The 12,238-nt window shown below is 73.6% G+C and carries 11 protein-coding genes; 5 read left to right on the forward strand and 6 right to left on the reverse strand.

Annotated features, from left to right (window positions below; translation table 11 throughout):
- Positions 1-130 precede the first annotated feature (130 nt).
- From vanX to DMB38_RS30145, 3 genes are read right to left on the reverse strand one after another with little or no spacing between them, the layout of a single operon-like run.
- The gene (vanX, locus tag DMB38_RS30135) at positions 131-739 is read right to left on the reverse strand and encodes a D-Ala-D-Ala dipeptidase VanX (protein WP_125937794.1); all 609 of its coding nucleotides are present in this window, start codon (positions 737-739) and stop codon (positions 131-133) included.
- Entirely contained in the window at positions 736-1,776 is a 1,041-nt protein-coding gene (gene vanA-Sc, locus DMB38_RS30140; RefSeq protein WP_125937795.1) for a D-alanine--(R)-lactate ligase VanA-Sc, read from the reverse strand. The genes vanX and vanA-Sc overlap by 4 nt, the downstream gene beginning before the upstream one ends.
- Complete coding sequence (locus tag DMB38_RS30145; protein WP_206337765.1) at positions 1,769-2,758, reverse strand: D-isomer specific 2-hydroxyacid dehydrogenase family protein; 990 nt, start codon at positions 2,756-2,758, stop codon at positions 1,769-1,771. Before DMB38_RS30145 ends, vanA-Sc begins: the two co-directional genes overlap by 8 nt.
- Before the next feature lie 233 nt (positions 2,759-2,991).
- On the opposite strand from DMB38_RS30145, the gene murF reads away from it, so the two are divergent.
- Positions 2,992-4,335: a UDP-N-acetylmuramoyl-tripeptide--D-alanyl-D-alanine ligase gene (gene murF, locus DMB38_RS30150; RefSeq protein ID WP_125939377.1), complete on the forward strand. Its 1,344-nt coding sequence runs from the start codon at positions 2,992-2,994 to the stop codon at positions 4,333-4,335.
- Positions 4,336-4,436: 101 nt separating this feature from the next.
- Here murF and DMB38_RS30155 read toward each other — a convergent pair whose 3' ends face one another.
- Positions 4,437-5,600: a peptidoglycan bridge formation glycyltransferase FemA/FemB family protein gene (locus DMB38_RS30155; RefSeq protein WP_125937796.1), complete on the reverse strand. Its 1,164-nt coding sequence runs from the start codon at positions 5,598-5,600 to the stop codon at positions 4,437-4,439.
- Positions 5,601-5,796: 196 nt separating this feature from the next.
- On the opposite strand from DMB38_RS30155, the gene DMB38_RS30160 reads away from it, so the two are divergent.
- The 4 genes from DMB38_RS30160 (at position 5,797) to DMB38_RS30180 (ending at position 9,971) form a co-directional block, all read left to right on the forward strand.
- Positions 5,797-6,891: a HAMP domain-containing sensor histidine kinase gene (locus DMB38_RS30160; RefSeq protein ID WP_125937797.1), complete on the forward strand. Its 1,095-nt coding sequence runs from the start codon at positions 5,797-5,799 to the stop codon at positions 6,889-6,891.
- Between the two features lie 118 nt (positions 6,892-7,009).
- Positions 7,010-8,257, forward strand: coding sequence for a sensor histidine kinase (locus tag DMB38_RS37260; RefSeq protein ID WP_240662547.1), 1,248 nt, complete (start codon positions 7,010-7,012; stop codon positions 8,255-8,257).
- A gap of 53 nt (positions 8,258-8,310) precedes the next feature.
- Positions 8,311-9,312 carry a sensor histidine kinase gene (locus tag DMB38_RS30175; RefSeq protein ID WP_240662548.1) on the forward strand — a complete coding sequence of 334 codons (1,002 nt, stop codon included), beginning with the start codon at positions 8,311-8,313 and terminating at the stop codon, positions 9,310-9,312.
- On the forward strand, positions 9,309-9,971 hold the full coding sequence (locus DMB38_RS30180; protein WP_101420740.1) for a response regulator transcription factor: 663 nt from the start codon (positions 9,309-9,311) through the stop codon (positions 9,969-9,971). The genes DMB38_RS30175 and DMB38_RS30180 overlap by 4 nt, the downstream gene beginning before the upstream one ends.
- 4 nt (positions 9,972-9,975) lie before the next feature.
- On the opposite strand, the gene DMB38_RS30185 is transcribed toward DMB38_RS30180, so the two are convergent.
- On the reverse strand, positions 9,976-10,644 hold the full coding sequence (locus DMB38_RS30185; protein ID WP_125937798.1) for a response regulator transcription factor: 669 nt from the start codon (positions 10,642-10,644) through the stop codon (positions 9,976-9,978).
- Positions 10,645-11,004: 360 nt separating this feature from the next.
- The gene (locus DMB38_RS30190; protein ID WP_125937799.1) at positions 11,005-12,126 is read right to left on the reverse strand and encodes an FAD-dependent monooxygenase; all 1,122 of its coding nucleotides are present in this window, start codon (positions 12,124-12,126) and stop codon (positions 11,005-11,007) included.
- Positions 12,127-12,238 lie beyond the last annotated feature (112 nt).

Below are 12,238 nucleotides of genomic sequence, written 5' to 3' on the forward strand. Positions count from 1 at the left end.
TCCGCGCTCCTTCCGTATCTCGGAAGTATCATTCTGAATAACGGAAACTCTGCCGGTTCGGTGCGAGCACTGTCAAGGTGCCGGCCGGCGGTCCGCGGCCGAGGGCTCCGGCGGGTCGCGGCGGACGGCCCTACGCGACGGGGAAATCGAAATAGGTGTCCGGGTAGGGCTCGTCGGTGAGCGTGTAATGCCACCACTCGCACGCGTAGGAGCTGAAGCCGCACGTCTCCATGAGGGAACGGAGCTGCGCGCGGTTTCCCGCCTCGCGTTGCGTGATCCCCGGTGCGCCGTGGTGTGAGCGGGGATCCATCAGGTCGTGGTCACCGCCCATGGGGGCGAGTTCACCGGTGCCGAGGTGGTAGAGGGTGAGGTCGACGGTGCTGCCCCGGCTGTGGCCCGACCTGGCGGCGACGTACCCCCGCTCGAACATCTCGGCCCTCCCGATGTTCGGGTAGTGCCGTTGCTTGGTGCGTCCGTCCTCCGGCTCTTCCGACCAGCGCAGGAAGCAGTCCACGGCCCGCTGCGGGCGGTAGCCGTCCCAGAGCAGCAGGCCGAAGCCGCGGGCCGCCGCCTTCTCCCGCACCCTGCCCAGGGCCGCGCCCAGGGCCCTGGTGCCGGCGATGCGATTGACCAGGTATCCGTCCACCGGCTTCCCGGTGAAGTTGTCCCAGGTGGCGTACTTGGCATCCCATCGCAGCCCGGGTACGAGCTCGTCCAGGAAGGCGAAGTCCTCGTTCACCGGGCGTTCCCGTTCAGGGCGAGCGATATCAGCCGGTCGATCACCTGGGAGAGCGGCAGCCCCGCGGCCGCCATCATCCTCGGGTACCGGCTGTAGGAGGTCATGCCGGGAAAGGTGTTGACCTCGTTGAGGACCACGTCCCCCTCGTCCGTGAGGAAGAGGTCGACCCGCGCCAGTCCCCTGCACCCCAGGGCGCGGTAGACGGCCTTCGCGGTTTCCCGGACGAGCGCGCGGGACTCCGCCGGGATGTCGGCGGGCACGAGGGGGGTGGAGTTCTCGGAACCGCTCTCCGGATCCGCCTCCTGATGGATCTTGAAGAAGCCGTGCGACAGCGCGATCCGGTCCACCTCGCCCGCCAGCAGATCCGGCTCGTCGCCCAGGATGGCGCACCCGACCTCGCTGCCGGCCACCGCCTCCTCGATCAGCACCTTCGAGTCGTACTGCCGTGCCGTCTTCACCGCATCCGGGAGTTCCGCGGGGCCGGAAACCTTGCTGACGCCGAAGGACGAGCCGGAGCGGGCCGGTTTGACGAACACGGGATACGTCAGCCGGCCGGGGTCGACGACGTCGTCCGCCGTGACGGTCCAGAAGTCCGGCGTGGCGATTCCCGCGCTCCTGACGACGCGATAGGCAAGTGATTTGTCCATGCACACGGCGGAACTCTGCACATCGCAGCCGGCGTAGGGGATGCCGGTCAGCTCCAGCAGGCCCTGTATCGCACCGTCCTCGCCGAGCTTGCCGTGCAGCACGGGCAGGACGACGTCCAGACCGATCGTCCCGTATCGCCCCTGCTCCAGCACGAGAAGCCCGCCCACGCCGCGGTCGGGTGAGAGCAGCGCCGGACGGCAATTGCCGTTCTCCCAGCCGGGGCCGGGGCCGTCGCAGAGCTTCCAGGCGCCGCTCTCCGTGATCCCGACGTAGAACGGCTGGTACTTTTCGAGATCGAGGCTCCGGGCGACCTGCTGCGCGGATTTCACGGAGACGGGGTGCTCTTCCGAGCTGCCGCCGAAGAGGATTCCGACCTTCAGTCTAGCCACGCTGATTCCTGCTTTCGAATGCAAGGCAATTGGTGAGGGAGTTTTCGACCGTGTCGCTCAGCGCGTGGTCCGTGTAGTACGCGGTGTGCGGGCTGATGAGCACGTTCGGGAGTTCCTGGAGCCGCGGCAGCGGACCGGTCGTGAGGGGCTCGTCCCTGTGGTCGGCGTAGAAGATTCCTTCCTCGCCTTCGAGGACGTCCAGCGCGGCGCCGCCCAGCCTGCCGTCCTCCAGCGCCGCCAGCAGGGCCTCGGTCTCCAGCAGTGCGCCCCGTCCGGTGTTGACGATGACGGCGCCGTGCTTCATCAGCTTCATGCGCCGGCCGTCGAGGAGGTGGTAGGTGTCCGGGGTGAGCGGCGTATGGAGCGTCACCACGTCGCTCAGCCGCAGCAGTTCGTCGAGCGGAACGTAGTCGGCATCGGTGCCGGAACGGGCGTCGTGGGCCAGGATCCGGCAGCCGAAGCCCCGCAGCCGGCCGATGACCGCCGCGCCGATGCGTCCCGTTCCCACCACCCCGATGGTCAGATCGCGCAGTTCCCTCCCGCGGACGTCCTGCAGCCTGTAGTCGTGGGCGTCCGCGCGACGGAGGGTGGATTTCGCATGCCGCATGGCCATCAGCATGAGCATCAGGGTGTAGTCGGCCACGCTGTCGGGCGAATAGGCCACGTTCTCCACGGAGATTCCGATGCTTTCCGCGTACGCGACGTCGATGTGGTTGTATCCGATGCTTCTGGTCGAGATGTAAGCGACGCCGACCCGGCTGAGCGCGCGAAGAGTGGAACCGGTGATCCGGGTCTTGTGGTCGACGCTGATGCACCGGTTTCCGTGCGCGAGCCCGGCGTTGGCCTCCGAGATCGCCGCCGCGGTGAGGGTCGGCACCACGCCCAGGCGCGGCGCCAGTTCGCGGACCAGCTTTTCCTCGTCGCGCCCGCAGCCGTAGAGGGTGATACCCGCCGTGACGGCCGGCGGTTCGCTGTAGGTCATGCCTCCAGCCAACGGGACGCGGTGTTGCCGGGGCGTATCCTCTTTCCCATATCCCGGCGATATGTTACCGATTGGTATCGGTGTACGGGATATCGTCGGCATATCGAAATCCGCATACGCGCCCGCAACGCCGCCTTTCCTTGACTGGACGCGTGACCCACAGCGAACGAGCCTCTTCCTACCTCTACCTCTCCGGCCTCGATCCCGCCGCCCGGCTCCCGCGTCGCGCGGGCATCGTGCCGCTCAGCCTCCGCGAGATCGCCGCGGTCGTCGGCGGGACGGTCGAGGGCGACGGTGCCGTCACGGTGACCGCCCCTGCCGTGCTCGACGGGCGGCAGGCCGAGCCGGGCGGCCTCTTCGTCGCCGTCGCCGGCGAGCGTGCCGACGGCCACGACTACGCCGGGCAGGCCGGCCGGGCCGGCGTGGTGGCCGTGCTCGGCTCCCGGCCCACGCCGCTGCCCACCGTCGTCGTCGAGGACGTCCAGGCGGCGTTGCAGAGACTCGCCGCCCACGTCGTGGCCCGGCTGCGCCGCGGTCTCACGGTGTTCGGGCTGACCGGCTCCCAGGGCAAGACCAGCACCAAGGACCTGGTGGCCGCCGTGCTGTCGGGCACCGCGCCCACGACCGCCACGTTCGGCTCGTTCAACAACGAGCTGGGGGTGCCCCTGACCATGCTCCGGGCCGACCTGGGCACCCGGTTCCTCGTCCTGGAGATGGGTGCCCGCCGCGTCGGCGACATCGCGGCGCTCACCGGCCTGGTCGCGCCCGACGTCGCCGTCGTCCTCAACGTCGGCCAGGCGCACCTCGGCGAGTTCGGCTCGCGCGCAGCCATCGCCACGGCCAAGGGCGAGCTGGTGCGGGGGCTGGCGCCCGGCGGCACGGCCGTCCTCAACGCCGACGACCCGCGAGTCGCCGCGATGCGCGCGCTCACCGACGGCCCGGTGCTCACCTTCGGCCGGGCGGAGCACGCCGACGTGCGGGTGCTCGACCTGGCGCTGGACGCCTGCGGCCGGCCGTCCTTCACGCTGCGGACCGCCGACGCCTCGGCCCGCGTCGCCCTGCCGCTCGTGGGCGCCCACCAGGCGCTGAACGCGTCCGCCGCCGCGGCGGCCGGACTCGCGGCCGGCATCCCCCTCGACGTGGCCGCGCAGGGGCTCGCCACCGCGTCGTTGTCGAAGTGGCGCATGGAACTGCGCGACCTCGCGGGCGGCGTGACGCTCCTCAACGACTCGTACAACGCCAACCCCGACTCCACTCGCGCGGCCCTGGACGCGCTGTCGGCGATCGAGGGCGGGCGCCGCATCGCCGTCCTCGGCGAGATGCTGGAGCTGGGCGAGGAGAGCCGGGCCGCGCACCGGGCCGTCGGCGCGTACGCCGCCGCCAGGGCCGATCTGGTGCTCGCCGTCGGCGAGGCCGCCCGGCCGATCGCCGACGGCGCGGGGGAGCGGGCCGTGGCGCTGGCGGACAACGACGCCGCCGTGGACTGGCTGCGCGGCAACCTCGCCGCCGGTGACGTGGTGCTCGTCAAGGCGTCGCGCGGCGCGGGACTCGACGAGGTCGCCGCCGCACTCGGGTGACCGGTGGGGCGAGCCGGTGGATCAATGCCGCCCGCCGCCCTTCGGACGGCCGGGTCACGGCGCGTCGCGGGCCGCATCCGGGCCGGCGCCCCGGCCGTTGCTCATGCCCGCCCCCGCCGCCTGCGGGACTCGCGCGTCTTCAGATAGAGGTCGAAGGCCCGGTAGACCATCGGCCGCAGCGGCAGATCCCACTCGCCGACGTACCGTACGGCCTGACCGCCGGTGCCCGCCTTGAACTGGATCAGCCCGATGTGCGGGTCGCCGGCGTCCAGGGTCGGGGTGATGCCGCGCAGGTCGTAGACGTCGCAGCCGGCCGCCAGCGAGTCGCGGATCATCGCCCACTGGCAGGCGTTGGAGCCGCGCACGTCGCGGTGTGCGGTGGAGGAGGCGCCGTAGGCGTACACCGCGTGGGCGCCGACGCGGACCAGGACGGCGGCGGCGACCAGCTCGCCCCGGTGCCGGGCCAGATAGAGCCTGATGCGCTCGGGGTCCTCGGCGCCCAGCGCGGCGAACATGGTCTCGAAGTAGCCCAGTGGACGCGGTGTGAAGCGGTCGCGCTCGGCGGTGTGGGCGTACAGGGCGTGGAACGCTCCCAGATCCCCGGGGCGTTCGCCGACCGTGACCTCGACACCCGCCTTGGCCGCCTTCTTGATGTTCCGGCGCCAGAGCTGGTTCATGCCCGCGAGCACGTCGTCCTCGGTCCTGCCGGCCAGCGGGATCTCGAACTTGAACTGCGGATGCCCGGTCCCGAAGCCGTCCTCGGGGCTCTGCGGCAGCCAGCCCGCGTCCCGGAGCCGGCCGGCCACGCGGGTGCCGACCGGGTCGGCCCAGTGCCCGGGCACGTCGGTGAGGCGTTTCACGCCGGGGTCGGCGATGCCCTCCTTGACCTGGTCCGCGTTCCAGGTGGCGGTACGGACCGGAGGGCCGAGCCGGATCGCGAACGCGCCGTCCGCCCTCAGCCGGGCGGCCAGCGGGTCGAGCCACGCGTCGATCCCGCCGGTCCAGTCGAGGACCGGGCCCTCGGGCAGGTAGGCCAGCGTGAAACGGTCGAGCCGCGGCACCGGGCGGTGCAGGACGAGCCCGGCGCCGACCAGCTCCCGGCCGTCGTACCAGCCGAGGGACTCGCTGCGCCACTCGGTCTTGACGCGGCCCCACGCCGGGGTCTGCAGGAAGCTGACCGACCGCTGCCGCCGTACGAACGCCAGGTGCTCGGCGGCGGTGATCGGCCGGACGGAGAGGCTCGGGCCCGGCTCGCTGGAGGACATGCGCCCAGTCAAGACGGCGCGATGTTCTCCGCACGTATGGGGTTTTCGATACGCCGACGACAAGCTACCGACAGGTAGGGTCACGGCCCGGCGCCCGGATGCGGGGGGTAATCGATATCCGGACGATATGCCCCGACTCCTAGCATGAGTGCCATGCACGTTCCGACAGCCGGCACCGGACGGGAGAGGCGCGGCCGTGAATAGGCGGCCGGGTCTGAGCGTTCGCGTCAAGCTCACCCTCAGCTACGCCGGATTCCTCATGCTCGCGGGTGCCCTGCTGCTCGCCGCCATAGGACTGTTCCTCGTACGGGAGGGGTGGCTGCAGACCAACGCGGAGGGAGCATGGAGGGCGACCCCCGGCACCACCTTCGTGCGCGGCTTCGCCCCCACCGCCGCCGCGGTCATGCTCTTCCTCCTGGGCTTCGGCCTCCTGGGCGGATGGATCCTCTCCGGCCGCATGCTCGCCCCGCTGACGCGCATCACCGACGCCACCCGCATGGCCACGAACGGCTCGCTCTCCCACCGGATCCGCCTGCCGGGCCGCAGCGACGAGTTCCGCGAACTCGCCGACGCCTTCGACACGATGCTCGCCCGGCTCGAAGCCCACGTCGCCGAGCAGCGGAGATTCGCCGCCAACGCGTCGCACGAGCTGCGTACGCCACTCGCGATCTCGAAGTCGCTCCTCGACGTGGCCCGCAGCGACCCGGCCCACGAGCCCGGCAAGCTCGTCGACCGGCTGAGCACCGTCAACGCCCGCGCGATCGACCTCACCGAGGCGCTGCTCGTGCTCAGCCGCGCGGAACAGAGGTCCTTCAGCCGGGAGCACGTCGACCTGTCCCTGCTCGCGGAGGAGGCCACCGAGGTGCTGCTCCCGCTCGCCGAGAAGCGCGGCGTCACCATCGAGACCTCCGGTGACATCACCCCGGCCTTCGGGTCGCCGGCGCTCCTGCTGCAGCTGACCACGAACCTCGTGCACAACGCTATCGTCCACAACCTGCCCGAGCGCGGAGTCGTCCGGGTGCGCACCGGCGTCCACCACACCGGGGCGGTGCTCATCGTCGAGAACACCGGCGAGCACATCTCCCCTGAGCTGGCCCCGACGCTCACCGAGCCGTTCCAGCGCGGCACCGAGCGCGTCCACAGCGACCGCGCGGGCGTGGGCCTCGGCCTGGCCATCGTCGAAACCCTCACCCACGCGCACGACGGGACGCTCACCCTCACCCCGCGCTCCTCCGGCGGGCTCCGCGTCACCGTCGTGCTGCCGCCGGCGCCCCCGCCCACCCGCGCCTGACGAACCCGGAGTTTCCGGCCCCCGGATGTCACCGACCGTGCTGTCATGCCTATCGTGCGTGAGGATGACCTACTCGGGAAGGAGGCGCATGGCACCCCGTGCCCTCTATGGTCCTCCCGTGCGGAGCGACGGAAGCGACGGAGGCACAGCCCGGCACCACCGACCGCGGCGGCGCGGCCGGGTGGTGCCGCTGGACCTGCTCGCCGCCGCCGGCTTCGCGGGCCTGACGGTCCTCACCGCGCTCGCGCCGCTGCCCGTACGCTCGCACCCGCCCGGCTGGCTCGTCGCCGCCGTCGCCGCGGCCACCGCCGTCGCGCCCGCGCTGCGCCGCTTATACCCGTTGCCCGCCTGCTGCGCGAGCCTGGCCGTCGCGGTGGCGGCGTGGCCGCTGGGCTGGGGCGCCGCGGGGTTCGCCGCCGTCGCGTACACGCTCTACCCGGTGGCGCTCACCCAGCCGCGCCGCGACGTGGACGCACGCGTCGTGGCCGCCGTGCTCGCCGGCGGGCCGCTCTGCCTGGCCGCCGCCGGGCTCTTCGGCGACGTACCCGTGCACCCCCAGACGCTCGGCTTCGCCGTCCTGCTGCCCGCCACCGCCTGGGTCGCCGGGCGCCTGGCACGGGACCGGCGGCTGGCCGCGGCACGGGCCGCGGAGGAGCTGGCGCTGCGCGCCGTCGCCGGCGAACGGCTGCGCGTGGCCCGCGAACTGCACGACGTGGTGACGCACAGCATCGGGCTCATCGCCGTCAAGGCGTCGGTGGCCAACCACGTGGCCGCCGAGCGGCCCGCCGAGGTCGTCGAGTCGCTGCGGGCCATCGAGTCCATCAGCCGCGAGGCGCTGGCCGAACTCCGCAGCATGCTGCGGCTGCTGCGCGTCGACACCGGCGCCCCCGCCGACTCCTGCCCGGGCCCGCGGAACCTGGACCCGCACAACCTGGACCCGACACCGGGCGTCGCGGGACTCGGCGCGCTCGCCGACCGGGTGCGCGCCGCGGGCGTCGCGGTGGAGCTGACGACCAGCGGACTCGACGACGTGCCCGCGGGCGTCGGCCTGTCGGTCTACCGCATCGCGCAGGAGTCGCTCACCAACGTGGTCAAGCACGCCGGGGTGGCGACCTGCCGCGTCGACGTCGAGGCCGACGGCAAGGACGTACGGATAGAAGTGACCGACGACGGCCGCGCCGCACCCGACCGGGCGGCGCGGCCGGACGGCGGCCACGGGCTCGTCGGCATGCGCGAACGCGCCGCCATGTACGGCGGGGTGCTCGACGCGGGCCCGACGGCCGCCGGCGGCTACCGGGTGGTGGCCCGGCTGCCGTACGAGCCGGCGCCGGGAAGCGGAGTCCGGTTGGGCGTGCCGGGACCCTGAGCCCGGGGAACGGTGACACGCACAGGCAGCGGGGGGGAAGCGATGGTGACACGGTGGAGACCCATGCCGTGGTGAGGGAGCGTCCCGAGCGGGGCGTCCAGGCCGCGTTGCGCCTCCTCGCCGCTCGGATACGGGACGACGTGCGGCCGGCGGAGGCGGTCACGCTGGCCTGCGAGCTGGCGGTCGCCCACCTCGGGGTCGCCGGCGCCGCCCTGCGCACGCTGCGGCGCGGCGCCGCGGCCGGCTGCCGGGCCCGGGCCGGCCTGCCCACCGCCCCCGCGGTGCGCCGGCCGCTGGTCCACCAGGGCGAGGTCTACGGGGTGTTCAGCTTCTACGCGCCGCCGCGCGGCTGCGGCCTCGACACGTACGTGGACCAACTCTCCCCGATGGTCGCCGCGCTGGTGCTCCGCGAGGAACTGCGCCGCCGCGGCGACCAGGTCGTCGCCGCCCGCGAGGCCGAGCGGCACCGGCTCCGCCGCGACCTGCACGACGGCCTCGGCGGCAACCTCGCCAGCATCCGGCTGCGCCTGGAGACGGCCGCCGACCTGCTCGTGCACGAGCCGCGGGGCCGGCGGCTCGTCGCCGACGCCGCCCGCACCGCCGCCGGCATCAACGCCGAGATCCGCTCGGTCATCGACGACCTGCGACCCCCCGACCTCGCCGAGGCCGGGCTCGCCGGCGCGCTCGTCCGGCTCGCCGCCCGCCACGACGGCACCGGCACGGAGGTACGGGCGCGGGTGCCGCGGCGGCTGCGCGCGCTGCACCCGGCGGTGGAGGTCGCGGCGTACCGGATCGCCGCCGAGGGCCTGACCAACGCGCTGCGGCACGCCGCGGCCCGTACGGTCCAGCTCGGGGTCTGGACCTCGGCCACGGCGCTGCGCCTGGACATCGCCGACGACGGCCCGGGCCGCCCGCCGCGGCGCCCGCTGGGCCTGGGCATCGCGTCGATGGCGCGGCGCGCGGAGGAGGTGGGCGGCACGCTGCGGATCCTGCCGCGGACGGACCTGCCGCACGGGACGCTGGTGCGCGCGCTGCTGCCGGGAGGGACGGTATGACGGCGGTGCGGGTGTACGTGGTGGACGACCACCCGGTGTTCAGGGACGGGGTGCGGGTGGCGCTGGAGAACGTGCCGGACCTGGAGATCGCGGGTGAGTCGGGGGCGGGGGAGGACGCGCTGACGGCGCTGGCGGAGCCGGACGCGCGGGTGGACGTGGTGCTGATGGACCTCCATCTGCCGGGCTGCTCGGGGGTGGAGGCGACGCGGCAGCTCAACTCCCCGCGCCGCGGGGGGCCTTCGCCGCGGGTGCTGGTGATGTCGGCGTCGGTGGAGGACGACGCGGTGGTGGCGGCGCTGCGCGCGGGTGCGTACGGGTACCTGGACAAGGCCGCGTCACGGGCGGAGCTGCTGGGGGCGGTGCGGTGTGTGGCGGCGGGCGGCGCGGTCTTCAGCCCGGCGGTGGCGGAGCGGCTGAGCCGGTACTTCTCGGCGCTGCACACGGTGCCGGCGGGGCGGGCCTTTCCGCAGTTGACGCAGCGGGAGCGGGAGGTGCTGGACCTGATCGCGCGCAGCTACAACAACCGGCGGATCGCGCGGGAACTGGTGCTGTCGGAGAAGACGGTGCGCAACCACATCTCGAACATCTTCACGAAGCTGGGGGTCCAGGACCGGATCGCGGCGATGCTGCGGGCGCGGGAGGCGGGACTGGGGGAGTGACCGGTCAGCGGCGGGAGGGGGTTACCAGGCCGGTTTCGTAGGCGGTGATGACCAGTTGGATGCGGTCGCGGGCGTCCAGCTTCGTCAGCAGGTGGCTCACGTGGGACTTCACCGTCGGCAGGCTCAGCCCCAGCCGGTCCGCGATCTCCCCGTTCGCCAGCCCCCGCGCCACCAGCACCAGCACCTCCTGCTCCCGTACCGTCACCCGCGTCAGGTCCCGAGGCAGGTCCGGCAGCGGCTCCGGCAGCCGGCTGAAGTGGCGGATCAGGCGCTGCGTCACCGACGGCGCCAGCAGCGCCTGCCCCCGGGCCACGACGCGGATCGCGCGCAGCAGTTCCGCCGGCGGGGTGTCCTTGAGCAGGAAGCCGCTCGCGCCCGCGCGCAGTGCCCCGTACACGTACTCGTCGAGGTCGAACATCGTCAGGATCAGCACCCGCACCCCGGCCGTCGCGGGCGAGCCGCAGATCTGCCGCGTCGCCTCGATGCCGTCGACCTCCGGCATCCGTACGTCCATCAGCACCACGTCCGGCAGCTCCGCCGCCGCCAGTCCCACCGCCTCCGCCCCCGTCGCCGCCTCGCCCACCACGCTGAGCCCGGGCGCCGTCTCGACCAGCACCCGGAAGCTCCCGCGCAGCAGCGCCTGGTCGTCGGCGACCACGACTCGGATCGACATGTGTACACGCCCCGTCCCCGGCCCCCTGCGGGCGTGACGATACCGCCGGTGCGTCACCGCCTCGTCACGGGGGGTGCAACTCCGGCCAGAGGCGGGCCCCTTCCCCCGCCACGCGAAACGGGGGAAGGGGCCCTGAAGGACCGCGAGTTCCGCGAGGCCGCGCGCCGTCTCGGACGGGCGCGCGGGCCCGCGCGAAGAGGCCGGGGCGGGGCGGGGGAGCCGGTGCGAGGCCCAATCGCACCGCGTGCCGTGCCCGCCGCCTGCCGGCCGCTCGCGGCCGTGCGGCCCGGTGCCGACCTCCGGGCCGTCCTTCCCGGCGCCCCGCCCCCCCAGACGGGGCGCCGGAGTTCTTCTCCGCCGTCAGTGCGGAAGGTGCTCCTCGATGTCGTAGACCTGCGCCCAGGTGACGTCCGGTACGGCGGCGGGGCGGAAGGCGTTGGCGCGCGAGCCGAGCTGCACCCGGGCGGTGTGCGGCAGCCGCAGCGCCTCGTACCGGCGCAGCGCCTGCGCGGGAGCGGGGGCCGTGGCGAGGTGGTGGGCGAGGGCCACGGCGTCCTCCAGGCACTGGCTGACGCCCTGCCCGTGGTACGGCAGCATCGGGTGCGCGGCGTCGCCGAGGAGCGTGACGCGGCCGCTGCCCCACCGCTTGAGCGGCGCGTGGTCGTACGGCGTCCAGGACCGGATGCCGCCCGCCGCGGCCGTGATCGCCTTGACGTCCGGCGCCCAGCCGCCGAAGTCCGCGGCCAGCGCGGCGGGCTGGCCGCGTACCGGACGCTGCCCGGCGGTCCGGCCGCGGAACGGCACCACGGCGACGAAGCCGATCTGCTCTCCCTCCGACACCGGCGCGCCCACCATGCGGGACTCCGGGCCGAGCCACACGGTGATCCGGTCGCGGGCAAGACCCGGCACCTCGTCGGCTTGGAGCGCGCCGCTGTAGGCGGTGGTGCCGTGGTAGACGCGCCGGGGCGTGCCGATCAGCCGGGAGCGCACCAGCGAACGCACGCCGTCGGCGCCCACCAGCACGTCGGCCGTCGCGCTGCCCCCGTCCGCGAACTCCAGTTCCACGCCGTCCGCCGTCTCCGTGAAGCCGGACAGCCGGCGGCCCAGCCGGATGCGCTCCTGCGGCAGCCGGGCGAGGAGCAGGTCGTACAACTCGTCGGTGAGCAGCGTGCAGTACGGGGCCGCGAAGGCGCCCGGGCCCATTCTGCCGAGCGGCTGCCGCCAGGTCAGCGTGCCGTCGCTCCACTCGCGGAACTCCAGCGCGACCGGCTGCACGGCGAGCGCGAGCAACTGCGTGCCCAGGCCCCAGCGCTGCAGGATGCGGGTGCCGTTCGGCGCGAGGTGCAGTGCCGTCTCGTCCTCGGGCAGCCGGGGCCGCTGTTCGTAGACGGCGACCTCCAGGCCCTGCCGGACGAGCGCCGCCGCGGCGGCGAGCCCGCCGAGCCCGGCGCCGGCGACAGCCACCCGCAGGTTCCTTGTCATGTGTTACCTCCCGGAATCACGCGGCTACGCTAGGCAACCCGCTGTCCCGGGCACCTGGGAGCGGCGCCCCGGCGCCGCCCGGCCGCCGCCGGAGCCGTGACCGGGCACGTAT

Origin of the sequence: Streptomyces sp. WAC 06738 (assembly GCF_003945505.1) — a bacterium.
In the GTDB taxonomy this organism is placed as follows: Bacteria; Actinomycetota; Actinomycetes; order Streptomycetales; family Streptomycetaceae; genus Streptomyces.

Excerpts from the sequence above, each read along its gene's own strand:
- DMB38_RS30190 (WP_125937799.1), bottom strand. The coding sequence starts at position 12,126 with ATGACAAGGAACCTGCGGGTGGCTGTCGCCGGCGCCGGGCTCGGCGGG.
- DMB38_RS30145 (WP_206337765.1), bottom strand. The coding sequence starts at position 2,758 with ATGACCTACAGCGAACCGCCGGCCGTCACGGCGGGTATCACCCTCTAC.
- DMB38_RS30155 (WP_125937796.1), bottom strand. The coding sequence starts at position 5,600 with ATGTCCTCCAGCGAGCCGGGCCCGAGCCTCTCCGTCCGGCCGATCACC.
- DMB38_RS30185 (WP_125937798.1), bottom strand. The coding sequence starts at position 10,644 with ATGTCGATCCGAGTCGTGGTCGCCGACGACCAGGCGCTGCTGCGCGGG.
- DMB38_RS30180 (WP_101420740.1), top strand. The coding sequence starts at position 9,309 with ATGACGGCGGTGCGGGTGTACGTGGTGGACGACCACCCGGTGTTCAGG.